The following is a 24776-nucleotide window of genomic DNA, read 5'->3' as shown; positions in this document are numbered from 1 at the left end:
AATGAGGTGTAACAAGATGAACACCACAGATCGGCAAATCACGTTCTCTGCTCTTTCCTGTCTTCTCTCTTATCCGGATGAAGAGTGGAGAGCCGAGCTTCCCGATTGGAAGGCTCTTATCCATGAAATCGGCAACCGGCAAATCCGGGAGAAGCTGCTGCACTTTTTCGAGACGTCAGCCAGCTTTTCTCCGGAAGCGCTGATTGAACACTATGTCTATACATTCGACTTCGGGAAAAAAACAAATATGTATGTCACCTACTTTAACTCAGGCGAGCAAAGGGAACGCGGCATCGAATTGCTGCATTTAAAAAACACCTATCAGCAATCCGGTTTCCTGCCGACAGAGAAGGAACTGCCAGATTACCTGCCGCTGATGCTGGAATTTGCCGCAGTTGCAGAAATTGAAGCAGCGAGAAGTGTGTTTGAGAAGTATTTGTCAAATGTAAGGGAGCTGGCATCCCGCCTCGAAAAAAATGACAGCATATACGCTGGGCTGCTGCACGTGCTGCTGGCCGCGCTGGAAAACCTCAGCGTTCGTGAAAGCATTGAAGGGACTGTTCAGGCATGAACGGACAGATCCTCTGGGGCGTGATGCCATACATTGTATTGACGATCTTTATCGGCGGCCATATTTACCGATACCAGCATGACCAATTTGGCTGGACGGCGAAATCAAGCGAGATGTTAGAAAAGAAAAAACTTGCGGCGGGCAGCGCTCTTTTTCATTGGGGACTGCTGTGCGTTGTCGGCGGGCATGTCATGGGAATTTTGATCCCGGAAGGCGTGTATGGTGCAATTGGCATTTCAGAGCACATGTATCACAAAATGGCGATTGGTGCAGGCCTGCCGGCGGGGATTGCGGCATGTACCGGACTTGTCATCCTGACGTACAGACGGCTGTTTGACAAAAGAATCCGCAAAACCAGCTCGCCATCGGATATCCTTACGCTCATCCTGCTGCTTTTCATGATGCTGTCGGGTGTTGCGGCCACGTTTCTCAACATTGATTCGAAAGGCTTTGATTACCGGACAACAGTCGGGCCGTGGTTCAGGGAAATCGTTTTGTTCCGGCCTGACCCCTCGTTGATGGAGAGTGTCCCGCTATGGTTTAAGTTTCATATTGTGATAGGCTACGTTGTTTTTATCCTGTGGCCGTTTACAAGATTGGTTCATGTGTTCAGTCTGCCGCTAAAGTATCTGACCCGCAGCTATGTCGTGTATCGGAAACGCTCGTAAAAATCCCCCTTGCAAGAGGGGGATTTATTTATCTTGATGAAAACATAAGATATTTTCTGCCAAGATAATGGCTGGGCGGCCGGCAGTCTTGTTATGTTTGTATTGCATCATCTGAAAAGGAGAGTGAAGAATGAAGCGGATTTTACTCATTTTAATGGCTTGTCTTATGACAAGCGCCGGGGTCCTGACACTCAGACATTCTCATGTATTAACCGGCGGCACGGCTGGACTGTCACTAAGCCTGACATACTTGTTTCACTCCTCGTTTGCCATCACCTTCTTTCTGATCAATATCCCGTTTTATGTGTTTTCTCTCATCAGAATGGGCATCAAATTCACGCTATCCACCGCATTTGCAGTCACAGCGCTGACTCTGTTCACAAGCGCGGATATCTGGCTGCCGTCTGCCTCTTTTTCACCGCTTGCCGGGGCGATTTGCGGCGGGGCGCTGATCGGGCTCGGCCTGTCGCTCATGTTTTACCATCAGGCTTCACTCGGCGGTGCCAATATTCTCGCTTTATTTCTGCAAAAACGATACGGCTGGAACCCCGGGACAGTTAATTTTCTCTTCGATTTTGCCGCAGTGCTGGCCGGCATTTTCTCAGTCGGCTTGCTGAAAGGGCTCTGCTCCTTAGTGTCCATCGCGGTCACGGGCCTGATCGTCGGCTTCTTCAAAAATAAAATCAAAAGCAGCTACTCCCTCAATCCGATTTTGCTCAAGAACATGACACCCGGCCAATCTCAGGAAGCCTCATCATAGGCCTTTCCGCTTTTTTTGCGGTGAGGCTTTTTGCATAGAAGGTTTACAGACTAGAAAAAAGAGGTAATACAGAGGTAATCGAATCAGATAGGAGAGAATTAGGATGCTGAAAAGGAGACTGGAATTTTTCTTTTTATATATGATGCTCATCGGGGCATATGTCATATGGTTTTTTCCGGTTTCCAGACTTGAGTTTTACGGAGGATTGCTTTGCTATATAAGCATTATTTTGTTCAGCATCTATTCATTAATTCTTGAAAACCGCACCTCGCAGCACACGCTGTTATGGATCCACATTCTTGTCTTTTTTCCAATCGTCGGCTACGTGTTTTATCTCTTTTCCGGACAGCTTTATGTAAAGGGCAAGCTGTTTAAGACAAAACGAATGTACAACAGGGAGAAGCTCAGGAAGCTGTTTGACAAGGAGGAAACGCCCGAAGTGACAGGGCTGAAGGACAATCAAGAGAGGTTCTTTACATATTCCATCAAGGCTGCCCATATGAATATCAATACGAAAAGCAAGATCAAAGTGCTGAAAAACGGCGAAGAAACCTTTCCTGAACTTTTCAAAGCGATGAGAAAAGCGGAGTCTTACATACATATTGAATACTACATGTTTAAATCAGACATGCTTGGGCGCGGCATGATGGACATTATGATGGAGAAAGCGCGCCAGGGTGTCGAGGTGAGGTTTTTATACGATGCGGCAGGGAGCATGAAGCTGGCAAGAAGAGACATTATGAGAATGAAACAAGCGGGAGTGAATATCGTTCCGTTCTCTCCGCTGAAATACGGGTTCTTCAACCAGAAGCTGAATTTCAGAAATCACCGAAAAATTGTGATCATCGATGGAAAAATCGGCTTTGTGGGCGGCTTAAATGTCGGGAAGGAATATATCAGCCGGGATCCGCACATCGGGTTTTGGAGAGACACTCACCTTCGGTTGGAAGGTGAGATTGTGCAAACGCTTCACGCCATCTTTATGCTGGATTGGGAATACGTCTCCAATGAAGTGTTAATTGATCAAGAAGAGTACAATACCCCTGTGCCCGTGGAGGGAGGGGGCATTTATCAAATTGTCGCGACAGGCCCTGACATGAAGGAAAGCATGAGCGACCTATACTATGAAATGATTTCTTCCGCACAGAAGTCAATCTGGATTGCCACGCCCTATTTTGTCCCCAATGAATCCATTCGCACAGCGCTGAAAGCAGCAGCGACAAAAGGCGTGGAGGTAAGGGTTATGGTGCCGGAGAGGAACGACAGCTTTTTGACCCAATACGCGTCGAGGTCCTATTTCCCGGAGCTGCTTCTTGAGGGGATTGAAGTGTACTCCTACCAAAAAGGCTTCATGCATCAAAAAGTCATGATCATTGATGGCGATCTCGCCTCCGTCGGCACGGCGAATATGGACATGCGCAGCTTTCAGCTCAACTTTGAAGTGAATGTGTTCTTCACGGATGCCGAAGCGATCCGCACCCTTGAGGCCCATTTTGAAGAGGATATGCAGGAAAGTGAAAAGCTCAGCCCTGTCGGCTTTTATAAAAGAGGCGTGGCTGACCGGACAAAAGAGTCATTTGCCCGCTTGTTTTCAGGGGTTCTGTAAGAAAAAAGAAATCTGATCTTTCAAAACGGCCTGTGTATAGTATAATTGAGAAATATTATCAGTTATTTATACATTGGGGGAAGATAGGGTGCTGCGGCAATTTTTTTCATATTATAAACCATATAAAACGTTGTTCTTTCTCGACTTTTTCTCAGCGATCGCGGGAGGTTTAATGGAGCTGAGCTTTCCTTTGATCGTCAATTATTTTATTGATACCTTGCTGCCGGGCAGGGACTGGGGGTTGATCATCGCGACCTCAATCGGCTTATTTGCGGTGTACGCGCTCAGCTCAGCTCTTCAGTATATTGTGACCTACTGGGGGCACATGCTCGGAATTAATATCGAGACGGATATGAGAAAGTCGCTTTTTGACCATTTGCAAAAGCTCCCGTTTAAATTTTACGACAACAACAAGACGGGAACACTGATGTCGAAGCTGACGAACGATTTAATGTATATCGGTGAAGTTGCCCATCACGGTCCGGAAGACTTATTCATTGCCGTCATGACCATACTCGGTGCGTTCGGAGTGATGCTGTTTATTAACTGGCAGCTGGCATTATTAACGTTTATCATTATGCCGATCGTCATTTGGCTGGCGCTTTATTTCAACAAAAAAATGACCAAAGCATTTACCACACTGAACAAAGATATCGGGGACTTCAGCGCGCGGGTAGAAAATAATATCGGCGGGATCCGGCTTGTGCAGGCGTTCGGCAATGAAGCGTTTGAAAAAGAACGCTTCGCCGTCAACAACCAGCGTTTTCGTGTCACAAAGCTTTCTTCCTACAAAATCATGGCGAAAAACGGTTCAATCAGCTATATGCTGACCAGGTTTGTCACGCTGTTTGTCCTTTTGTGCGGGACGTGGTTTGTTATTCGCGGCTCCTTATCGTACGGGGAATTTGTGGCGTTTGTGCTCCTGACGAATGTGCTGTTCAGGCCTATTGACAAAATTAATGCCATTATTGAAATGTATCCGAGGGGGATCGCCGGTTTCAAAAGCTATATGGAACTCATGGAGACCGAGCCGGATATTCAGGATTTACCTGATGCGAGAGATGTTTCCGGCCTGAAGGGCAATATCCGCTATGAACATGTTTCGTTTGGCTATGATGACCATCACAACGTCCTCAATGACATTAACCTATCCATTCAAGCGGGGGAAACGGTTGCGTTCGTTGGTCCGTCAGGTGCGGGAAAATCAACGCTTTGCAGCCTGCTACCGCGCTTTTATGAAGCATCGGAGGGCGACATTACAATTGACGGTATCAGCATAAAAGACATGACGCTTTCTTCATTGCGCGGGCAAATTGGCGTCGTACAGCAGGACGTTTTCTTATTCGCGGGTACGCTTAGAGAAAATATCGCCTACGGCCGATTAAGCGCATCAGAAGAAGACATTTGGCAGGCTGTGAAGCAGGCGCATCTGGAAGATCTCGTCCATAGCATGCCGGATGGATTGGATACTATGATTGGCGAACGCGGCGTGAAGCTTTCCGGCGGACAAAAACAACGTTTGTCAATTGCGCGGATGTTCTTGAAAAATCCGTCGATCCTGATTCTCGACGAAGCCACCTCAGCCCTTGATACGGAAACGGAAGCGGCGATCCAAAAGGCGCTTCAAGAGTTGTCCGAGGGGCGCACGACGCTCGTCATCGCCCACAGGCTGGCGACAATCAAAGACGCGGACAGAATTGTAGTCGTTACAAACAATGGGATTGAAGAACAAGGCCGTCATCAAGACCTGATCGAAGCCGGAGGCCTATACAGCAGGCTGCATCAAGCGCAATTCGGGCAAATGGTGCAGCGATAGGGGGAGAACATGGACAGAAAAAATGTGCTGTACATTGCTGTTTCATTGGACGGAATGATCGCAAGAGAAGATGGAAGCATCGATTGGCTGGAGGAATTTGAAGGTGAAGGCGACAACGGCTACAGTGATTTTTATCAGACTGTTGATACAGTCATTTTAGGGCGGAGCACATATGAGCACGTTAAAGTGCTAACCCCCGTTTTCCCGTATCAGGGTAAAACCTGCTATGTTTTTACAGGATCACCCGACAGTTATCAGGATGAACATGTGACGTTTATCAATGAGGGAGCCAGAGTCTTCACTGACCGTTTGAAACAGGAAAAAGGCTTAAACATCTGGATAGCTGGCGGGGCAGAGCTGGTGAATGCCTTTATGAAAGAAGATGCCATCGACGAATTCATCATCACCGTTATTCCGGTTGTGTTAGGAAGCGGCATCCCGCTGTTTCAAGAGCTAACGAACGAAACAAAGCTGCGGCTAAAAGGGATGAAACAATTTGGACAAGCGGTTCAGCTCCATTATGTAAGATCATAAGAAAAAGGATAGACAAGATGTCTATCCTTTTTATATGTAAATTTAAAGCGCTTCTCTTTCAGCAGGCTCGATGAGATTTTGGAATTTCTCAATCAGCTGTGGCGCTTTTGTTCCTTCCACTACGATCAGATATTCCTTTTCGTTATGAGCCATGCGGAATGTTTCAAGCTCAATTAAGCTTTTGATTTTGCACATCGTTTTCTTTGAGTAAATATAAACCTCGTGACTTCCGGAATGGCACATCTTATAAAGATGAATCAAATTTCTTAAAGTAAATGCCTGTGCGGCTACTTTCAGAGACTTGATGTTTTTCATGATCTTTCTCCTCCATCGATTGTTGTCTTATATAGCCTATGTTCCCAGAGCGAGCAAGCCGTAAACCTGTTTTTGCACATTTATGACTTCCATTGCAGCACGCCGCCGCCGATGCGTTTGACACCGCGGATGGAGCTTAATTCATCCATCAAGCGGAGAAGCGCCTTGTCTTTCTGCTTTGCTTCGATCATGAAATCTATATTTGTTCCCCATTGCCTAAAGCGTTCCAACAGCGGCAGCAAAAAGTTGGCGTCAACATAATCGGCATGGCTGCGCATGGCTTGCTCCGATTTTGGGGAAGACAAGTGAACCTTAGGCTGAAGGCCGATCCGCTCCCACGTTTTGATCATCCGGGGCAGCGCTTCATTCAGGTCGGCGTGATCATCTGGATTGGCGTAAAAATGATGAAAGTCAAAGACGAACGGAACATCCTCCTGCTCACAGACCTGAAGCGTTTCTTCCGTCGTATATGTTTTATCATCATTTTCAAGTGTCATCCGCTGCTTGATCTCCTGTGGCAGCTGTTTTATATTGTGATGAAATTGCGCAGTGGCGGTGTCTTTATTTCCATAAGCGCCGCCAATATGAATATTGATCACGGAGCGATCAGCAATGCCCATGGCTTCAAGCATACGGTAATGATACGCCATATCGGTTACCGCATTTTTTGTGATAGATTCCTTCGGGCTCGTAAACAGAGTGAATTGGTTTGGATGAAAGCTTGTTCTCAGTTGATGTGTTTTCACAAGCTCTCCAATCTCCCGAAACTCTTTTTGAAATGGTGTTACAAAATCCCACATCACCTCGGGATGCGTAGCCAGCGGCACAATCGAACTGGAAAAACGGTACAAAGGAATGCCGTGTCCGATGATATAGTGAAGGGTTCTCATCGTATTGCGTAAATTGGCTTTTGTCACTGTCAGAAGCGCTTCTTTTCTTTCAGTCTTTGAAAGCTTTGAATAACGCGCGAATGTCAATGTTTTAGCGGGAGACGCATCCCAAAGGCTCATCGCATTTGAAACGAACCCAAATCTGAAAATCATAGGAACTCTCCTTTATAAGAAATAAGATAACGCCTTGCCGAGCCATTCCGCCGGGCGCTGTCTGAACGTACGCTTTTTGAAATTCTCCTTTGTCAGCAGCTCCGACCTATTAATATCCTCTTCAATCGTGGCATAGACTTCTTTTGTAAAAGCCTTATCATCGATTTCAACATTCACCTCTTCATTTAAAAAGAAGCTTCGCTGATCAAAATTGGCGGTGCCGATGACGCTGAAGTGATCGTCAATGATCAGGGCTTTCACATGATAAAACCCCTGGTAAAAACGGTAGATAAGACAGCCGGCATCCAAGAGCTCTGAATAATACGTAAAAGCTGCCTCTCTGACCAGCGGATGATCTGATTTCATCGGCACGATGAGCGTAACAGTTACACCGTTTTTTCTTGCTTTGACCAATGCCTGCTGAAGCGGTTTTGTCGGAATATAATAAGGTGTGCAAATGGTAATGCGATCTTTTGCCTGCGCGATATTTGCCAAATACGTTTTTTCAAGAGAATAACCATCAGTCGCATAAATCTTAAGAGAGATATTCCCTTGCGGAAGCTCCGGCCAAACATCCGGGGCCAGTTCAGCTGATCCGGTATTTCGTTTTAGATCGGCTGTAAAAAGCGTCTGAAGATCGCGGACACCTTCTCCCTTCATGCGCAGATGATAATCCTCCCAATTGCCGAACTTCGCCTTCTTTCCAAGGTATTCCTCACCGATGTTAAACCCGCCGATATAACCGATCTTCCCGTCTATCACAGCGATTTTTCGGTGATTTCGTTTGTGCATATGGAAAAAGAAAAAAGGAAAACGGGGCTTGTTAAGAAAATGAACATGGACCCCGGCATTTTTCATCGTCTTCAGCGCCGGTTTTTTAATTTTTTGGCTGCCTGACCAATCCAGCAGCAAATAAACAGAAACACCGGCTTTAGCTTTTGCTTTCAGTAGCGTAAACATATTGTGGCTGACCTCATCATTTTTCATAATAAAAAACATCACGTGAACAGAGGAAACAGCCTGGCGGATGTCTTCCATCATCCGTTCGACAAGATCAGCGCCGCAGTGGATTAATTCGATGTCACTCTTCTTTTTTGAAAAAACAGGCTCGTACGCCTTCTTTCTGTATCCGGCACGGCCCATGAAGATATCAAGCAGAATCAAAGCAAAAAAAATAACGACAATGATCATAATCACGATAAATACCTTCATACCGGCACTCCTTTCCGTAGTAAAGGTAGTGTGCCCGAACAGCGGGAATTTAATTATTGACTGAACACTCATTCATTATTTATCATAAAGGTAATCTTATACAGATTCGGGGGTAGGGGATCGCGGTCTTTATCCAGTAAAAAGGGGGAATTGGAATGAGCGGCTTTCTCATCGCAAATGCATTATTATTTTTGATTGTAACCGCTTACGCTGTCTATTTGTTTGTGTACTTGGTCAAAACGAGACTGGCCTACATCAAGCTCGGCCAGAAAGAACAATTTGATCAACGGTTCAAGGAACGGCTTCGCGCCATCTGGGTGAATGTATTCGGGCAGAAAAAACTGCTCAAGGACAAGAAAAGCGGTATCATTCACGTCATGTTTTTCTATGGATTTATTTTGGTTCAGTTCGGAGCGATTGACTTTATCATCAAAGGACTGGCTCCCGGCCGAAATCTGCCGCTTGGCCCGGTCTATCCAGCTTTCACTTTTTTTCAGGAAATCGTTACGTTTCTCATTTTAATTGCTGTGGGATGGGCATTCTACAGACGTTATATTGAAAAGCTCGTGAGGCTGAAACGCAATTTCAAAGCCGGACTCGTTCTCATTTTCATCGGAGGGTTAATGCTGACCGTTCTGCTTGGAAACGGGATGAATCTGATCTGGCATGAGCATGGGCTTTCTTGGAGCGAGCCAATTGCTTCAGGTATTGCGTTTATGCTTAGCGGGGTCGGGAAAACAGGCGCGGCGGTGATTTTCTATATCGCATGGTGGATCCATCTCCTCTTCTTGCTTAGCTTTTTAGTGTACGTACCTCAGTCGAAGCATGCCCATTTACTCGCCGGCCCGGCAAATGTATTTTTCAATCGAATGGAATCTGCCGGAAAACTTGAAAAAATAGATTTTACCGACGAAACGAAAGAAAGCTACGGAGCGGGGAAAATTGAAGATTTCAGGCAGTCCCAGCTGCTTGATTTGTACGCATGTGTTGAGTGCGGCCGCTGCACCAATATGTGCCCTGCAACAGGCACCGGAAAAATGCTGTCTCCGATGGACTTGATTTTGCGTCTCAGAGACCATCTCACGGAAAAAGGCGCCGCCGTCACCTCGCGCTCGCCATGGGTGCCCGCGGCAGCGTTCCAACATACGAGAGGCAATCAGCTGGCGGCAGCGTCAGCGGGCAGCGGATCGCAGGAAGCCGCAGCGGCGCTGGATTACAGTCCAAGCTTGATCGGCGACGTCATCACAGAGGAAGAAATTTGGGCGTGCACCACTTGCCGAAACTGTGAGGATCAATGCCCGGTCATGAATGAGCACGTGGATAAAATCATCGACCTCCGCCGCTACCTCGTACTGACTGAAGGAAAAATGGACAGTGACGCCCAGCGCGCGATGACTAGTATCGAGCGGCAGGGAAATCCGTGGGGATTGAACCGCAAGGAACGCGAAAACTGGCGTGACGCGGCGCCGGATGCTGAGATTCCGACCGTGAAAGAAATGAAAAAAGAAGGAAAAGAGTTTGAGTACCTTTTCTGGGTTGGTTCCATGGGGTCCTACGACAACAGAAGCCAGAAAATCGCGATTTCCTTTGCCAAGCTGCTCAATCACGCAGGCGTGTCCTTCGCGATCCTCGGCAATAAAGAAAAAAATTCAGGAGACACCCCGCGCCGCCTCGGAAATGAATTTTTGTTCCAAGAGCTGGCTGAGAAGAATATTTCTGAATTTGAAAAAAATGATGTCAAAAAAATCGTTACGATCGATCCCCATGCATACAATTTATTTAAAAACGAATATCCGGATTTCGGATTTGAAGGCGAGGTTTATCATCATACAGAGGTGCTGGCCGAGCTTGTGAAAAACGGAAAGTTAAAGCCGCAGCACCCGCTTCATGAGACGATTACCTTCCATGATTCGTGCTATTTGGGCCGGTACAATGAAGTCTATGATCCGCCGAGAGAGATTTTGAAAGCCATTCCGGGCGTGCAGCTGATTGAAATGGAGAGGAACCGGGAAACCGGCATGTGCTGCGGAGCCGGCGGGGGATTAATGTGGATGGAGGAGGAAACGGGCAACAGGATTAACGTCGCCAGGACTGAGCAAGCGCTAGCGGTCAACCCATCGGTGATCAGTTCCGGCTGTCCGTACTGTCTCACGATGCTTGGGGACGGCACAAAGGCGAAGGAAGCCGAAGACCAAGTCAAAACATACGACGTCGTCGAGCTTCTGGCTCAATCCGTTTTAGGCGCTGACCTGAAAATGGGGGAGAAGGAATGAATTTTTCATTATCAGAAGAACACGAGATGATACGAAAATTGGTGCGCGATTTTGCGAAACATGAGGTGGCTCCGACAGCGGCAGAACGAGACGAACAAGAACGCTTCGATCGCGAACTGTTTCGGGAAATGGCAAATCTGGGGCTGACGGGTATTCCGTGGCCTGAAGATTACGGTGGAATCGGGAGTGATGATTTGGCCTACGTCATCGCGGTGGAGGAGCTGTCAAAAGTGTGCGCCTCCACCGGTGTGACGCTTTCCGCCCATATCTCTCTTTGCAGCTGGCCGCTGTTTGCCTTTGGGACGGAGGAACAGAAGACAGAGTACTTAACACAGCTGGCCCTAGGAGAGAAAATCGGCGCATTCGCTTTGACCGAAGCAGGGTCAGGTTCTGACGCCGGCGGCATGAAAACAACTGCTGAACGAATCGGCGATGACTATGTGTTAAATGGTTCAAAAGTGTTTATCACAAACGGCGGTGTTGCTGATATTTATATTGTTTTCGCAGTCACCGATCCCGAGAAAAAGAAAAAAGGCATTACCGCTTTTATAGTAGAAAAGGATTTTGAAGGATTTTTTACAGGCAAGAAAGAAAAGAAGCTGGGCATCCGTTCTTCACCGACAACGGAAATCATGTTCGAAGATTGTGTAGTCCCTGCATCAAACCGTCTCGGAGTAGAAGGAGAAGGCTTCAAAATCGCGATGAAGACGCTTGACGGAGGCAGAAACGGCATCGCCGCACAAGCCGTGGGCATCGCTCAAGGGGCGCTTGACGCGGCGCTTCAATATGCAAAAGAGCGAAAGCAATTCGGAAAAGCGATCGCTGAGCAGCAGGGCATCGCTTTTAAACTCGCGGATATGGCGACAATGATAGAAGCTTCAAGGCTACTGACCTATCAGGCTGCATGGTTAGAATCATCAGGCCTTCCATATGGAAAAGCTTCCGCCATGTCCAAACTGATGGCTGGGGATACGGCGATGAAGGTGACGACTGAAGCCGTGCAGATTTTCGGCGGCTACGGCTATACAAAAGATTATCCAGTAGAACGCTATATGCGTGATGCGAAAATCACGCAAATCTATGAAGGCACTCAAGAAATTCAAAGACTTGTCATCTCAAGAATGCTCGCGGATTAACGGAAAACATCTCTCAGTCGGATCACTCTTGTAAAATTATTTAAATTAACGCTGTTAAGGGTAGCATATTCTGTTTTATTTTGTTTATAATGAGAGGTATGGTTTGTATAAGAACGATACAAAATCGCTTTCATTATTGATAAAACAGATACATATAAGTAATAGAAAGGGAGTGTCCGACCTTGGGTATCAAACAATATTCACAGGAAGAGCTAAAGGAAATGGCTTTAGTTGAAATCGCTCACGAATTATTTGAAGAACATAAAAAACCAGTTCCTTTTCAGGAGCTTTTAAATGAAATTGCATCTTTGCTCGGCGTGAAAAAAGAAGAGCTTGGAGACCGCATCGCTCAATTTTATACAGATTTAAACATTGACGGCCGCTTCCTGGCGCTTTCTGACCAGACGTGGGGGCTTCGAAGCTGGTATCCGTATGATCAGCTTGATGAAGAAACTCAGCCGACAGTCAAGGCGAAAAAGAAAAAAGCGAAGAAAGCAGTCGAGGAAGATCTTGATCTTGACGAGTTTGAAGAGATCGACGAGGACGACCTTGATTTGGATGAAGTTGAGGAAGAACTTGATCTTGAGACCAACGATTTTGATGATGAAGATATTGATGAAGACGATGACGATCTTGAGATTGAAGAAGATATTATTGATGAAGATGATGAAGACTATGACGATGAAGAAGAGGAAATTAAATAGTATCAGATTTCATCTTCAAAACGATCTTGACTTTCATAGTCGAACTAGGTAGTATGTATTTTGGGCTCTTCAAAAACGAAGAGAGAACATAGTACGTTATGCTCCCTTTCAAGAAATTGAAAGGGAGCTTTCTTATTTTCACCCCTCATTTTTCTTATAAATCATTTAAAAGGCTAAATGATTTTTTATAAAATAGTACATTTTAAAAATGTAGCTAAGAGCGAAGAGAGGAGCAAACGAAATGACGAAATATATTTTTGTAACCGGGGGAGTTGTATCCTCACTTGGAAAGGGTATTGTAGCAGCTTCATTAGGACGTTTGCTGAAAAACCGCGGACTGAACGTGACGATTCAAAAATTCGATCCATACATCAATGTTGACCCGGGAACAATGAGCCCGTACCAGCACGGTGAAGTATTCGTAACGGATGACGGCGCTGAAACAGACTTGGACCTTGGTCACTATGAGCGTTTTATCGACATTAATCTGAATAAATTCAGCAACGTGACAACAGGTAAAATCTATTCAACAGTTCTTAAAAAAGAACGCCGCGGAGATTACCTTGGCGGAACCGTGCAGGTCATCCCGCACATCACAAACGAATTGAAAGACCGTGTTTACCGCGCAGGAAAAGAGACAAACGCAGATGTCGTTATTACAGAAATCGGCGGTACTGTCGGAGACATCGAATCATTGCCATTCCTTGAAGCAATCCGCCAAATGAAGAGCGACATCGGCCGTGAAAACGTAATGTACATCCACTGTACGCTTGTTCCTTACATTAAAGCTGCTGGGGAATTAAAAACAAAACCGACACAGCACAGCGTAAAAGAATTGCGCAGCTTGGGCATTCAGCCAAACATCATCGTCGTTCGTACAGAAATGCCGATTTCTCAAGATATGAAAGATAAAATCGCGCTATTCTGCGACATCGATACAAAAGCGGTTATTGAATGTGAAGATGCGGACAACCTCTACTCCATTCCGCTTGAGCTTCAAAAACAAGGGCTTGATAAGCTTGTTTGCGAGCACATGAAATTGGCATGCGAAGAAGCGGAAATGTCCGAGTGGAAAGAGCTTGTTAACAAGGTCAGCAACCTGTCTCAAACGATTACAATCGGCCTTGTCGGCAAATACGTTGAGCTTCCTGACGCATACATTTCTGTTGTCGAGTCCCTTCGCCATGCGGGCTATGCGTTTGACACAGATGTAAAAGTGAAATGGATCAACGCGGAAGAAGTGACAGAAAACAATATCGCAGAACTCACAAGCGGAACTGACGGCATCATTGTGCCGGGCGGATTCGGAGACCGCGGTGTTGAAGGCAAAATCGTCGCAACAAAATACGCGCGCGAAAACAACATTCCGTTCTTGGGCATTTGCTTGGGCATGCAGGTGGCGTCTATTGAATACGCACGAAACGTATTGGGCTTAAAAGGCGCTCACTCAGCGGAAATTGATCCGTCAACTCAATACCCGATCATTGACCTTCTTCCTGAACAGAAGGATGTTGAGGATCTCGGAGGAACGCTTCGTCTCGGCCTTTACCCTTGTAAGCTTGAAGAAGGCACGAAAGCCTTTGAAGTGTATCAGGATGAAGTGGTGTACGAGCGCCACCGCCATCGCTATGAGTTTAACAATGAATTCAGACAGCAAATGGAAGAGCAAGGCTTCGTATTCTCAGGCACAAGCCCTGACGGACGCCTTGTTGAAATCATCGAGCTGAAAGACCACCCTTGGTTCGTGGCTTCTCAGTTCCACCCAGAGTTCAAGTCAAGACCGACAAGACCTCAGCCTCTATTCAAAGGCTTTATCGGAGCGTCTGTCGAAGCTGCGAATCAGAAGTAACAAAAAAAGACTTGCCGTTTGTCAAAAGCGGGCAAGTCTTTTTTATTTGTTTTCGGCAAGATCAAGCATGTACAATAAGATATTATGCATACTCTTGCAGAATTTCTTTTAGGGTAAACGATAAAGCGTGATAGACATACAGTGCCGTCATTAAAGAGGGAAATCCGTAACGGGTGCCGTCTTCATCGGGAACAAGCGGCATTTTTAATTTGGAATCAATATGCACATCACAATACTGTTCTATTCCCGCGCTATCTTTGGCTGTGGGCGATACGCATACGACTCCCGCGCCTTTTTCATACAGCTCTTTTGCGAGCGCCTGCTCTTCGGCTGTGCCTGTCCCTGAGCAAAACATCAGCACCCTGTCGCTTTCTGTCACTTCTTCAGCGCTTTCTGGAAAGGCTTTGACAGATGGAAAGGGTTCTTTGCTTTCAGTGGCCTCATAAAAGACGCCCTGAAGCTCGTTCGCTCCGTATAAATAAATGGAATGCCCGCTGATCACCGCTTGAGCAAGCAGCCGCGCCCCATCTTCAATCGCGTCAGATTCCTTATCCTGAATGCGGGAAAAAATACCTGTTAACTGCGTCGTAAATATTTTCAACATAAGTGAATCCTCCTTTATAACGTACAATATCAGTATACAACAAAAGAGAAAATGCTCAGAAAATGTCGTAAAGTAGACTATTATAATTAAAGGAAATAGGAAAATCAAACAGAATACATACACTACTGCTTACTTTTGACGAAAATCATAATATTGGGGTGTAAAATGATGAATGAAAAAATTTTAATCGTTGATGATCAATACGGCATTCGTATTTTGCTTAATGAAGTGTTCAATAAAGAAGGCTACCAGACGTTTCAGGCTGCAAACGGCCTGCAGGCGCTTGACATTGTGACAAAAGAACGGCCCGACCTGGTGCTTTTAGACATGAAAATTCCCGGCATGGACGGAATCGAAATCCTAAAACGGATGAAGGTCATTGACGAAAACATCCGGGTCATTATCATGACGGCATACGGAGAGCTCGACATGATCCAGGAATCAAAGGAATTGGGCGCTCTGACGCACTTTGCAAAGCCGTTTGACATCGACGAAATCAGAGACGCCGTCAAAAAATATCTGCCCCTGAAGTCTAACTGACAAAAAGAAGAAACAAATGAATGATGTCATTGTGTTGCCGATTTGTCGAAAAGTTGGTATCCTAGTTATGGAGAAAAAGCGATCTGAGTATTTACATATGACAGCAATATATGGGTCATGCTAGGGTGGAAAGCTTTTTTCGCTAGAAGACAATCAGGCTACATAAGGAGGACATTCGACATGCCTTTAGTTTCTATGACGGAAATGTTGAATACAGCTAAAGAAAAAGGGTACGCTGTAGGACAATTTAACTTAAACAACCTTGAGTTCACTCAAGCGATTTTACAAGCAGCTGAAGAAGAAAAATCTCCAGTGATCCTTGGTGTTTCCGAAGGTGCGGGACGCTACATGGGCGGCTTCAAAACAGTCGTTGCTATGGTAAAAGCACTTATGGAAGAGTACAAAGTGACAGTTCCTGTTGCGATTCACTTAGACCACGGTTCAAGCTTTGAATCTTGTGCGAAAGCGATTCATGCAGGTTTCACATCTGTAATGATCGACGCTTCTCACCATCCATTTGAAGAAAACGTAGCAACAACTGCTAAAGTTGTTGAGCTTGCTCATTTCCACGGAGTATCTGTAGAAGCTGAGCTTGGAACAGTCGGCGGACAAGAAGATGACGTTATCGCTGAAGGCGTAATCTACGCTGACCCTAAAGAGTGCCAAGAGCTTGTTGAGCGCACTGGCATCGACTGCCTTGCACCTGCATTAGGTTCTGTTCACGGCCCTTACAAAGGCGAACCAAACCTTGGTTTCAAAGAAATGGAAGAAATCGGGAAATCAACTGGTCTTCCGCTAGTTCTTCACGGCGGTACTGGAATTCCGACTGCTGACATCAAAAAATCAATTTCACTTGGTACAGCTAAAATCAACGTGAATACTGAAAACCAAATTTCTTCTGCAAAAGCTGTTCGCGAAACATTGGCAGCTAAGCCTGACGAGTACGATCCACGTAAATATCTTGGACCAGCTCGTGAAGCGATCAAAGAAACAGTTATCGGTAAAATGCGTGAATTTGGTTCTTCAAACCAAGCTTAATTCAATTGGAACTTTTTATAGCCGCCTGACAGCTTGACAGGCGGTTTTCCGTCTATCTATAGAAAGCGCAATCATAATTCACAGTTCAGAAAATTTCTTAATCAGGGAGGCTTTTTGAAAATGTTATTCTTTGTTGATACAGCGAATATCGATGAAATTAAAGAAGCGAATGAATTAGGAATTCTCGCCGGTGTTACGACGAACCCTAGTTTAGTAGCAAAGGAAGCTAACGTATCATTCCACGACCGTCTTCGCGAGATTACAGACGTCGTGAAAGGGTCTGTAAGCGCAGAGGTTATTTCTTTGAAAGCTGAGGAAATGATCGAGGAAGGAAAAGAACTGGCGAAAATCGCTCCGAACATTACGGTCAAAATTCCAATGACGTCTGACGGTTTAAAAGCGGTGAGAGCACTTACTGACTTAGGCATCAAAACAAACGTTACATTGATCTTCAATGCCAACCAGGCGCTTCTTGCTGCAAGAGCGGGGGCGACGTATGTATCTCCATTCCTGGGACGTTTAGATGACATCGGCCACAATGGGCTTGACCTGATTTCAGAAGTTAAACAGATTTTTGACATTCACGGACTTGACACGCAAATCATTGCAGCGTCTATCCGCCACCCGCAGCACGTGACAGAAGCCGCTTTAAGAGGGGCTCACATCGGCACAATGCCGCTGAAAGTCATTCATGCGCTCACTAAACACCCGTTAACAGACAAAGGAATCGAACAATTCCTGGCAGACTGGAACAAATAATGAAAGGGGCGGCAAACAGCTTTATGCCTGTTTGCCGCGGCCTTTGTTTTTCACCGACCTGATACAGCGGACCTTCAGATGCTGACGCCGCTTTACAGAGAAGGAATCATTGGGCTGCAGAAGCTGATATCGGAATGAAGGGTTTGCGTACTGCTTTTGCCGGATGAAGACGATGTCTCTTAAGCCGGCGGGTCTCTGTGCAACTTTTGAAATCTGTGCCCCGCAAAGCTTCGCTATTTTCTTCCTGATATTTTACAATGTGTTGTATTCTTTCTCTTCGAATTGGCTAGATTTTGGACATGAGCTTTATTTGCAGAGACAGAATAAAATGACATTTTATTTAGCTCCGCAGCTATCTTCTTATGGAAGGAGACTATCATGGAAAAGTTGAATATTGCCGGCGGTGACTCGTTAAACGGTACAGTACATATCAGTGGCGCTAAAAACAGCGCTGTTGCGTTAATACCTGCAACCATTTTGGCAAATTCCGAGGTGACAATTGAAGGGCTTCCAGAGATTTCAGATATTGAAACGCTGCGTGACCTGTTAAAGGAAATCGGCGGCAACGTGCATTTTGAGAATGGGGAAATGGTTGTTGACCCTACATCGATGATCAGCATGCCGCTTCCTAACGGGAAAGTAAAAAAGCTTCGCGCGTCGTATTATTTAATGGGGGCGATGCTAGGCCGCTTTAAGCAAGCAGTCATTGGATTGCCTGGCGGCTGTCACTTAGGGCCCCGCCCGATTGATCAGCATATCAAAGGCTTTGAGGCGCTCGGAGCTGAAGTAACCAATGAACAAGGCGCCATTTATTTGCGAGCTGAAAGGCTGAGAGGCGCACGGATTTATTTAGATGTCGTAAGCGTAGGAGCAACGATTAACATTATGCTCGCCGCTGTTTTGGCAGAAGGGAAAACGATTATCGAAAACGCTGCCAAAGAGCCTGAGATTATTGACGTCGCGACATTACTTACAAGCATGGGCGCCAAAATCAAAGGCGCGGGCACCAATGTGATCCGAATCGACGGCGTTCAGGAACTGCACGGCTGCAAGCATACGATCATACCGGACAGAATTGAGGCCGGGACATTTATGATTGCGGGCGCTGCAATGGGCAAGGAAGTCATTATCGATAACGTCATTCCCACTCATCTTGAGTCGTTAACGGCAAAGCTGAGAGAAATGGGCTATCATATCGAAACAAGCGACGACCAGCTTCTTATTGTCGGCGGGCAGAAGAACTTAAAGCCGGTTGACGTCAAAACCCTCGTATATCCGGGGTTTCCGACGGATTTACAGCAGCCGATGACGGCGCTTCTGACAAGGGCAAAAGGGACAAGCGTCGTTACAGACACCATCTACTCGGCAAGATTCAAGCACATTGATGAGCTGAGACGGATGGGTGCCAATATGAAAGTAGAAGGCAGATCCGCCATCATCACAGGTCCTGTCGAGCTTCAAGGCGCAAAAGTGAAGGCGAGCGATCTTCGTGCCGGAGCCTGCTTGGTGGTAGCCGGACTGATGGCTGACGGCGTCACGGAAATTACAGGGCTGGAGCATATTGACCGCGGCTACAGCAGCCTTGAGAAGAAGCTTGAGGGGCTTGGAGCTACAATTTGGCGTGAAAGAATGACAGACGAAGAAATAGAACAGCTTCAAAATTCATAATGGTTTCTTGTGAGAGGAGATCGTGTTGAAATGGAAAGAAGTTTATCAATGGAATTGGTACGTGTAACCGAAGCTGCGGCATTAGCATCGGCGAGATGGATGGGCCGGGGAAAAAAGGACGAGGCTGATGAAGCGGCAACAAGTGCAATGAGAGACGTTTTTGATACAGTGCCGATGAAAGGGACCGTTGTAATCGGTGAGGGAGAAATGGACGAAGCGCCAATGCTGTATATCGGGGAAAAACTCGGAAACGGGTACGGCCCGCGCGTTGATGTCGCAGTTGACCCTCTTGAAGGCACAAACATCTTAGCAAGCGGCGGCTGGAACGCGCTGACGGTGATCGCGGTCGCAGACCATGGCACGCTGCTGAATGCTCCTGACATGTATATGCAAAAAATTGCAGTCGGTCCGGAGGCGGTGGGCTGCATAGATATTGAAGCACCTGTCATTGACAACCTTAAAGCGGTGGCAAAAGCAAAAAACAAGGACGTTGAGGACGTCGTTGCCACCATTTTAAACCGTGAAAGACACGAAAAAATCATTTCCGAGCTTCGTGAGGCCGGCGCCAGAATCAAATTGATCAATGACGGCGATGTCGCTGGCGCCATCAACACGGCTTTCGACCACACGGGCGTTGACATCCTGTTCGGATCAGGCGGCGCTCCTGAGGGTGTGCTATCCGCTGTCGCGCTAAAAGCGCTCGGCGGAGAAATCATTGGTAAACTTCTTCCGCAAAACGAAGAAGAAATCACACGCTGTCACAAAATGGGCCTTGATTTAAGCAAAGTCCTTCGCATGGAAGACCTTGTGAAGGGTGATGACGCGATTTTTGCAGCTACAGGGGTTACTGACGGCGAGCTGTTAAAAGGAGTTCAATTTAAAGGCTCTGTCGGAACAACTGAAAGCTTAGTTATCCGTGCAAAATCAGGCACTGTCCGTTTCGTTGACGGCAGACACAGCTTGAAAAAGAAACCAAATCTTGTAATCCGTCCATAACAAACAGAAAAAGCGGGTGAGAGCCCGCTTTAACTTTTGCAGAAAAGCGTCAACTCTATCAATTCCATGTCAAAACCTTATTTCAGTTGAATAATTTTTTGAAATAAGGTAAAAATAAAGAGTGCTGCGAATTTTACTGCGTAATACCTTCTTTTAAGCACTAGGAAAGTTTCAATTTCTACCGCATACAGACGATATAAGTATTGATCTTCTCATGTTTTTGTCCTCGCTTCCTTCAAAACTCATTAAGACAATCCTTTTAACAAAAGCGCCAATCATGGGTGGAAGTGTTACCGATAGAAGTTCCTTTATGTTAAAAAAAGAATGTGCTTTGGCGGATGTTGTGCAAAAGCAGCAGATGACATGTTCAGAGTAAGATATTGACTATGAAAAGCGTGGTGTTTTTATGAAAGACGTATCTATTTCCTCATTGGAAAATATGAAATTGAAAGAGCTTTATGAACTTGCAAGACATTATAAAATCTCCTATTACAGTAAACTGACAAAAAAAGAACTCATTTTCGCCATTCTGAAAGCGAATGCAGAACAGGAAGACCTGTTGTTTATGGAAGGCGTTCTTGAGATCATCCAGTCTGAAGGTTTCGGCTTCCTGAGACCGATCAACTACTCTCCAAGCTCAGAAGATATTTACATCTCAGCTTCACAAATCCGCCGTTTCGATTTGCGGAACGGAGACAAAGTATCCGGCAAGGTTCGCCCGCCAAAAGAAAATGAGCGTTACTATGGACTTTTGCACGTTGAAGCAGTGAACGGGGATGATCCCGAATCAGCAAAAGAGCGTGTGCATTTCCCTGCTCTTACGCCACTTTATCCAGATCGCCAAATGGTGCTTGAAACAAAGCCGAACTTCTTGTCTACAAGAATTATGGACATGATGGCGCCGGTCGGATTTGGACAGCGCGGATTGATTGTGGCGCCGCCGAAAGCCGGAAAAACGATGCTGCTGAAGGAAATTGCCAACAGCATTACAGCGAACCAGCCTGAAGCAGAGCTAATCGTGCTTTTAATTGATGAAAGACCTGAGGAAGTAACCGATATCGAGCGTTCTGTAGCTGGGGATGTCGTCAGCTCAACGTTTGATGAAGTGCCGGAAAACCATATCAAAGTGGCCGAGCTTGTGCTTGAGCGCGCGATGCGTCTCGTTGAACATAAAAAAGACGTCATCATCCTGATGGATAGTATCACTCGGCTTGCCCGCGCCTACAACTTAGTGATTCCGCCAAGCGGAAGAACGCTCTCTGGGGGGATTGACCCAGCGGCGTTCCACCGTCCGAAACGCTTCTTCGGGGCTGCGAGAAATATCGAAGAAGGCGGCAGCTTAACCATCCTTGCTACAGCTCTTGTTGATACAGGATCACGTATGGATGATGTCATTTATGAGGAATTCAAGGGAACAGGCAACATGGAGCTTCACCTTGACCGCTCTCTGGCAGAGCGCCGCATCTTCCCTGCCATTGATATCCGCCGTTCTGGAACGCGCAAAGAAGAGCTGCTTGTGCCTAAAGAGCATCTTGATCGTCTATGGTCGATCCGCAAAACGATGTCTGATTCACCTGATTTCGCAGAAAAGTTCATGAGAAAAATGAAAAAAACCAAAACAAACCAGGAATTTTTCGATATTCTCAATCAAGAATGGAAACAGGCAAATCTATCATCTGCAAGAAGGTAAATTGTATTTGCAAAAGAAGTAAATCACTGATATAATTTTCTCATATGCGTTTCGGACAACGCTCCGAAATAATAACTCTGTTTCCACACGGGATTCAGGGCGGAAGGAGATGGATACAATGAAAGCAGGAATTCATCCTAATTTCAAAAAAGCAACAGTTAAATGCGCTTGCGGAAATGAATTTGAAACAGGCTCAGTAAAAGAAGAGGTACGCGTTGAGATTTGCTCTGAATGCCACCCATTCTACACTGGTCGTCAAAAATTCGCTTCTGCTGATGGTCGTGTTGATCGCTTTAACAAAAAATACGGTCTTAAGTAATAATAGATTTCTCAACAGGCAAGAAGCAATCTTGCCTGTTTTTTATATTGTCTAAAGCACAGCTGGCAGAGAGAGGGGGGCGAAGCATATGTACATAATGAAACAAAGCGGGTGGCTTGAGCTGATTTGCGGCAGCATGTTCTCGGGGAAATCTGAAGAGCTGATCAGAAGAGTGAAGAGAGCGACTTACGCCAAGCAGGAAGTTAGGGTATTTAAGCCTGTGATTGATAATCGATACAGCGAAGCTGCTGTTGTCTCCCATAATGGAACATCAATGACGAGCTACGCCATTTCGTCTGCTGCTGACATTTGGGATCACATCAGTGAAAGTACAGATGTGATTGCGGTTGATGAAGTGCAGTTTTTTGATCAGGAAATTGTTGAGGTTTTATCATCTCTTGCCGATAAAGGCTACCGTGTGATAGCAGCGGGCCTTGATATGGATTTTAGGGGAGAGCCGTTCGGCGTCGTGCCGAATATTATGGCGATTGCAGAAAGTGTGACAAAGCTGCAAGCCGTTTGTTCTGTCTGCGGATCACCGGCGAGCAGAACACAGCGCCTCATTAACGGCAAACCTGCTTCTTACGATGATCCGGTCATTTTGGTTGGTGCCTCTGAATCGTATGAAGCCAGATGCAGACATCATCATGAAGTCCCAGGAAAATCTAAAAAATAGTCCAAAACATGGGTATAAAGATAGAAAGCACCGGCTGAAAACACCGGTGTTTTTTTTATATTCTGATAATATTCAATTAAAAAATTTAATTAAGTATATTAAAAAATTAAGTAATTTTCTTCCCTTGAATTTTGATTTTGACAGGCATACAATAGCTTACGTAATGTAAATAGTTTTGAGACATTGTTCGAATAATTGTCACAAAGTCGCATAAAGATCATGATCGGTCATATTTTAGATGGGTTATTACTTAACTTGGTTAACTATTTCAAGAAAGAAGGAGATTTGCTTGAATAACATAAAAAAAACCAAAGAAGGGCACTTAGAAACAACTCTTAGAGGAAAAGAAGTTTTATCTATTCCTACTTTAAATAAAGGCGTTGCTTTTTCACTAGAAGAAAGACAAGAACTTGGCTTAGAAGGGCTTCTTCCGCCAACTGTACTTTCTCTTGATCAACAAGCACAACGCGCGTACGAGCAGTTCCAAGCGCAGCCTGACCGCCTTCGTCAAAATGTTTACTTAAGTGATCTTGCAAACCGCAATGAAGTTCTTTTCTATAAATTGCTGCAAAACCATCTTCGCGAAATGCTTCCTGTTGTGTACACACCAACAGTTGGTGAAGCGATTCAGGAGTACAGCCATGAATATAGAAGACCTCAAGGAATCTACTTGTCAATCGACAACATTGACGGTATTGAAAAAGCGTTTGAAAACCTTCATGCGACAGCAGGCGATATTGATCTTATCGTTGCTACTGACTCTGAAAGCATTCTCGGTATCGGTGACTGGGGTGTAGGCGGTATTAACATCGCAATCGGTAAATTAGCTGTTTACACTGCTGCAGCTGGTATTGACCCTAGCCGTGTTATTCCGGTTGTGCTTGATGTCGGTACGAACAACGAAAAACTTCTAAACGATCCTTTATATATTGGGAACAAGCATGAACGTGTTCAAGGTGAACGCTATGAAGCTTTCATTGACGCTTATGTAAAAGCTGCATTGAAATTCTTCCCTAAAGCGCTTCTTCACTGGGAAGACCTTGGCAACAAAAATGCACGCAATATCATGAAGAAATACAATCATGAAATCCTGACATTTAATGATGATATTCAAGGTACTGGCGCGATTACACTTGCTGGTGTGCTTGCCGCTATGAAGAAAACAGGCGCTTCTATTAAAGATCAGCGTGTTGTTATTTTCGGTGCTGGTTCTGCTGGTATCGGTATTGCTGACCAAATCCGTGACACAATGGTGCTTGCCGGATTGTCTGAAGAAGAAGCTAACAAACGTTTCTACACACTTGATTACAGAGGCTTGCTGACTGAAGACATCGAAGGCATCCTTGATTTCCAAAAACCTTACCTTCGCAATGCGGATGAAGTGAAAGACTGGAAGCGCGATGAAAAAGGTCAAATTCCATTCGATGAAGTGGTTCGCCAAGCGAAACCAACGATCTTGATTGGCACTTCAGGGGTTTCAGGTGCGTTCACAGAGGAAATTGTAAAAGAAATGGCATCTCACGTAGACCGTCCGGTTATCATGCCGATGTCTAACCCGACTCACCTTGCTGAAGCAGTTCCTGAAGACCTGTTCAAATGGACTGACGGAAAAGTGCTTATTGCAACAGGAAGCCCATTTGACAATGTAGAATACAACGGTGTTTCTTATGAAATCGGACAATCTAACAACGCATTCGCGTTCCCTGGTCTTGGACTTGGTTCAATTGTAGCTGAAGCGCGTATCATTACGCCTGCTATGTTTGCTGCAACTGCTGATGCGATTGCTGAAATGGTTGATCTTGAAACACCTGGAGCAGGGCTGCTTCCAAGCATTGATAAGCTTCAAGAGGTTTCTATTCAAGTAGCGATTGCCGTTGCTGAAGCAGCAATTAAAGACGGCGTGGCAAATCGTCAGCCTGAAGATGTGAAACAAGCGGTTCTTGATGCAATGTGGACACCGGAATACAAAAAAATCATCGCGAAATAATTAGCGAGTAAA

At 45.6% G+C, this 24776-nt stretch carries 24 protein-coding genes; 20 read left to right on the top strand and 4 right to left on the bottom strand.

The annotated features are described in order from the left end of the window. Window positions 1-16 precede the first annotated feature (16 nt). The 6 genes from narJ to C1T29_RS22315 all read left to right on the top strand — a co-directional run bounded on the left by narJ (window position 17) and on the right by C1T29_RS22315 (window position 5955). Window positions 17-571, top strand: a complete 555-nt coding sequence (narJ, locus tag C1T29_RS22340) for a nitrate reductase molybdenum cofactor assembly chaperone (RefSeq protein ID WP_095432253.1) — start codon at window positions 17-19, stop codon at window positions 569-571. Then, on the top strand, window positions 568-1239 hold the full coding sequence (narI, locus tag C1T29_RS22335; protein WP_095432252.1) for a respiratory nitrate reductase subunit gamma: 672 nt from the start codon (window positions 568-570) through the stop codon (window positions 1237-1239). The genes narJ and narI overlap by 4 nt, the downstream gene beginning before the upstream one ends. A gap of 130 nt (window positions 1240-1369) precedes the next feature. Further along, window positions 1370-1999, top strand: a complete 630-nt coding sequence (locus C1T29_RS22330; RefSeq protein ID WP_095432251.1) for a YitT family protein — start codon at window positions 1370-1372, stop codon at window positions 1997-1999. Window positions 2000-2102: 103 nt separating this feature from the next. Beyond that, the gene (gene cls / locus C1T29_RS22325) at window positions 2103-3605 is read left to right on the top strand and encodes a cardiolipin synthase (RefSeq protein WP_095432250.1); all 1503 of its coding nucleotides are present in this window, start codon (window positions 2103-2105) and stop codon (window positions 3603-3605) included. A gap of 88 nt (window positions 3606-3693) precedes the next feature. Further along, a complete protein-coding gene (locus C1T29_RS22320) occupies window positions 3694-5421 on the top strand; it encodes an ABC transporter ATP-binding protein (RefSeq protein WP_069150499.1) in 1728 nt (575 codons plus the stop codon). A 9-nt stretch (window positions 5422-5430) separates the two neighbouring features. Beyond that, window positions 5431-5955 (top strand): dihydrofolate reductase family protein, encoded by a 525-nt coding sequence (locus tag C1T29_RS22315; protein ID WP_095432249.1) that lies wholly within the window; start codon window positions 5431-5433, stop codon window positions 5953-5955. Window positions 5956-5997: 42 nt separating this feature from the next. On the opposite strand, the gene C1T29_RS22310 is transcribed toward C1T29_RS22315, so the two are convergent. From C1T29_RS22310 to cls (C1T29_RS22300), 3 genes are all read right to left on the bottom strand, one after another. After that, the gene (locus tag C1T29_RS22310) at window positions 5998-6270 is read right to left on the bottom strand and encodes a hypothetical protein (RefSeq protein WP_014665748.1); all 273 of its coding nucleotides are present in this window, start codon (window positions 6268-6270) and stop codon (window positions 5998-6000) included. A gap of 80 nt (window positions 6271-6350) precedes the next feature. Further along, window positions 6351-7313, bottom strand: coding sequence for a UV DNA damage repair endonuclease UvsE (uvsE, locus tag C1T29_RS22305; protein ID WP_095432248.1), 963 nt, complete (start codon window positions 7311-7313; stop codon window positions 6351-6353). Between the two features lie 12 nt (window positions 7314-7325). Continuing rightward, the gene (gene cls, locus C1T29_RS22300) at window positions 7326-8525 is read right to left on the bottom strand and encodes a cardiolipin synthase (protein ID WP_095432247.1); all 1200 of its coding nucleotides are present in this window, start codon (window positions 8523-8525) and stop codon (window positions 7326-7328) included. Between the two features lie 155 nt (window positions 8526-8680). On the opposite strand from cls (C1T29_RS22300), the gene C1T29_RS22295 reads away from it, so the two are divergent. From C1T29_RS22295 to pyrG, 4 genes are all read left to right on the top strand, one after another. Continuing rightward, window positions 8681-10798, top strand: coding sequence for a heterodisulfide reductase-related iron-sulfur binding cluster (locus tag C1T29_RS22295; RefSeq protein ID WP_095432246.1), 2118 nt, complete (start codon window positions 8681-8683; stop codon window positions 10796-10798). After that, window positions 10795-11934 (top strand): acyl-CoA dehydrogenase AcdA, encoded by a 1140-nt coding sequence (acdA, locus tag C1T29_RS22290; RefSeq protein WP_095432245.1) that lies wholly within the window; start codon window positions 10795-10797, stop codon window positions 11932-11934. Before C1T29_RS22295 ends, acdA begins: the two co-directional genes overlap by 4 nt. 182 nt (window positions 11935-12116) lie before the next feature. Continuing rightward, window positions 12117-12638 carry a DNA-directed RNA polymerase subunit delta gene (gene rpoE / locus C1T29_RS22285; RefSeq protein WP_095432244.1) on the top strand — a complete coding sequence of 174 codons (522 nt, stop codon included), beginning with the start codon at window positions 12117-12119 and terminating at the stop codon, window positions 12636-12638. A gap of 241 nt (window positions 12639-12879) precedes the next feature. Continuing rightward, a complete protein-coding gene (gene pyrG, locus C1T29_RS22280; RefSeq protein WP_014665741.1) occupies window positions 12880-14487 on the top strand; it encodes a glutamine hydrolyzing CTP synthase in 1608 nt (535 codons plus the stop codon). A gap of 82 nt (window positions 14488-14569) precedes the next feature. On the opposite strand, the gene C1T29_RS22275 is transcribed toward pyrG, so the two are convergent. Further along, on the bottom strand, window positions 14570-15091 hold the full coding sequence (locus tag C1T29_RS22275) for a DUF2529 domain-containing protein (protein ID WP_095432243.1): 522 nt from the start codon (window positions 15089-15091) through the stop codon (window positions 14570-14572). A gap of 165 nt (window positions 15092-15256) precedes the next feature. On the opposite strand from C1T29_RS22275, the gene spo0F reads away from it, so the two are divergent. The 10 genes from spo0F to malS all read left to right on the top strand — a co-directional run bounded on the left by spo0F (window position 15257) and on the right by malS (window position 24764). Further along, window positions 15257-15631: a sporulation initiation phosphotransferase Spo0F gene (gene spo0F, locus C1T29_RS22270; RefSeq protein ID WP_003227621.1), complete on the top strand. Its 375-nt coding sequence runs from the start codon at window positions 15257-15259 to the stop codon at window positions 15629-15631. A 180-nt stretch (window positions 15632-15811) separates the two neighbouring features. Beyond that, complete coding sequence (locus C1T29_RS22265; protein ID WP_003243339.1) at window positions 15812-16669, top strand: class II fructose-bisphosphate aldolase; 858 nt, start codon at window positions 15812-15814, stop codon at window positions 16667-16669. A gap of 120 nt (window positions 16670-16789) precedes the next feature. Then, window positions 16790-17428, top strand: coding sequence for a fructose-6-phosphate aldolase (gene fsa, locus C1T29_RS22260; protein WP_014665739.1), 639 nt, complete (start codon window positions 16790-16792; stop codon window positions 17426-17428). Window positions 17429-17806: 378 nt separating this feature from the next. Then, a complete protein-coding gene (locus C1T29_RS22255) occupies window positions 17807-19096 on the top strand; it encodes a UDP-N-acetylglucosamine 1-carboxyvinyltransferase (RefSeq protein ID WP_014665738.1) in 1290 nt (429 codons plus the stop codon). A 30-nt stretch (window positions 19097-19126) separates the two neighbouring features. Continuing rightward, window positions 19127-20092, top strand: a complete 966-nt coding sequence (gene glpX / locus C1T29_RS22250; RefSeq protein WP_040081539.1) for a class II fructose-bisphosphatase — start codon at window positions 19127-19129, stop codon at window positions 20090-20092. A 214-nt stretch (window positions 20093-20306) separates the two neighbouring features. Next, a complete protein-coding gene (locus C1T29_RS22245) occupies window positions 20307-20468 on the top strand; it encodes a hypothetical protein (RefSeq protein WP_003227632.1) in 162 nt (53 codons plus the stop codon). Window positions 20469-20498: 30 nt separating this feature from the next. Further along, window positions 20499-21782 carry a transcription termination factor Rho gene (gene rho, locus C1T29_RS22240; protein WP_003221939.1) on the top strand — a complete coding sequence of 428 codons (1284 nt, stop codon included), beginning with the start codon at window positions 20499-20501 and terminating at the stop codon, window positions 21780-21782. Window positions 21783-21900: 118 nt separating this feature from the next. After that, window positions 21901-22101 carry a 50S ribosomal protein L31 gene (gene rpmE / locus C1T29_RS22235; protein WP_003151132.1) on the top strand — a complete coding sequence of 67 codons (201 nt, stop codon included), beginning with the start codon at window positions 21901-21903 and terminating at the stop codon, window positions 22099-22101. Window positions 22102-22189: 88 nt separating this feature from the next. Then, on the top strand, window positions 22190-22777 hold the full coding sequence (locus tag C1T29_RS22230) for a thymidine kinase (protein ID WP_095432242.1): 588 nt from the start codon (window positions 22190-22192) through the stop codon (window positions 22775-22777). Between the two features lie 289 nt (window positions 22778-23066). Further along, entirely contained in the window at window positions 23067-24764 is a 1698-nt protein-coding gene (gene malS / locus C1T29_RS22225; protein WP_040081540.1) for an oxaloacetate-decarboxylating malate dehydrogenase, read from the top strand. Window positions 24765-24776 lie beyond the last annotated feature (12 nt).

It is taken from the genome of Bacillus sp. MBGLi79 (assembly GCF_002953915.1).
This window is presented reverse-complemented; position numbering and strand designations above follow the sequence as displayed.

Excerpts from the sequence above, each read along its gene's own strand:
- cls (WP_095432247.1), bottom strand. The coding sequence starts at position 8,525 with ATGAAGGTATTTATCGTGATTATGATCATTGTCGTTATTTTTTTTGCT.
- C1T29_RS22330 (WP_095432251.1), top strand. The coding sequence starts at position 1,370 with ATGAAGCGGATTTTACTCATTTTAATGGCTTGTCTTATGACAAGCGCC.
- rho (WP_003221939.1), top strand. The coding sequence starts at position 20,499 with ATGAAAGACGTATCTATTTCCTCATTGGAAAATATGAAATTGAAAGAG.
- C1T29_RS22265 (WP_003243339.1), top strand. The coding sequence starts at position 15,812 with ATGCCTTTAGTTTCTATGACGGAAATGTTGAATACAGCTAAAGAAAAA.
- C1T29_RS22275 (WP_095432243.1), bottom strand. The coding sequence starts at position 15,091 with ATGTTGAAAATATTTACGACGCAGTTAACAGGTATTTTTTCCCGCATT.
- cls (WP_095432250.1), top strand. The coding sequence starts at position 2,103 with ATGCTGAAAAGGAGACTGGAATTTTTCTTTTTATATATGATGCTCATC.
- C1T29_RS22315 (WP_095432249.1), top strand. The coding sequence starts at position 5,431 with ATGGACAGAAAAAATGTGCTGTACATTGCTGTTTCATTGGACGGAATG.
- C1T29_RS22295 (WP_095432246.1), top strand. The coding sequence starts at position 8,681 with ATGAGCGGCTTTCTCATCGCAAATGCATTATTATTTTTGATTGTAACC.
- fsa (WP_014665739.1), top strand. The coding sequence starts at position 16,790 with ATGTTATTCTTTGTTGATACAGCGAATATCGATGAAATTAAAGAAGCG.
- narJ (WP_095432253.1), top strand. The coding sequence starts at position 17 with ATGAACACCACAGATCGGCAAATCACGTTCTCTGCTCTTTCCTGTCTT.
- C1T29_RS22310 (WP_014665748.1), bottom strand. The coding sequence starts at position 6,270 with ATGAAAAACATCAAGTCTCTGAAAGTAGCCGCACAGGCATTTACTTTA.
- pyrG (WP_014665741.1), top strand. The coding sequence starts at position 12,880 with ATGACGAAATATATTTTTGTAACCGGGGGAGTTGTATCCTCACTTGGA.
- glpX (WP_040081539.1), top strand. The coding sequence starts at position 19,127 with ATGGAAAGAAGTTTATCAATGGAATTGGTACGTGTAACCGAAGCTGCG.
- C1T29_RS22255 (WP_014665738.1), top strand. The coding sequence starts at position 17,807 with ATGGAAAAGTTGAATATTGCCGGCGGTGACTCGTTAAACGGTACAGTA.
- spo0F (WP_003227621.1), top strand. The coding sequence starts at position 15,257 with ATGATGAATGAAAAAATTTTAATCGTTGATGATCAATACGGCATTCGT.
- C1T29_RS22230 (WP_095432242.1), top strand. The coding sequence starts at position 22,190 with ATGTACATAATGAAACAAAGCGGGTGGCTTGAGCTGATTTGCGGCAGC.
- C1T29_RS22245 (WP_003227632.1), top strand. The coding sequence starts at position 20,307 with ATGTTTTTGTCCTCGCTTCCTTCAAAACTCATTAAGACAATCCTTTTA.
- narI (WP_095432252.1), top strand. The coding sequence starts at position 568 with ATGAACGGACAGATCCTCTGGGGCGTGATGCCATACATTGTATTGACG.
- rpmE (WP_003151132.1), top strand. The coding sequence starts at position 21,901 with ATGAAAGCAGGAATTCATCCTAATTTCAAAAAAGCAACAGTTAAATGC.
- acdA (WP_095432245.1), top strand. The coding sequence starts at position 10,795 with ATGAATTTTTCATTATCAGAAGAACACGAGATGATACGAAAATTGGTG.
- uvsE (WP_095432248.1), bottom strand. The coding sequence starts at position 7,313 with ATGATTTTCAGATTTGGGTTCGTTTCAAATGCGATGAGCCTTTGGGAT.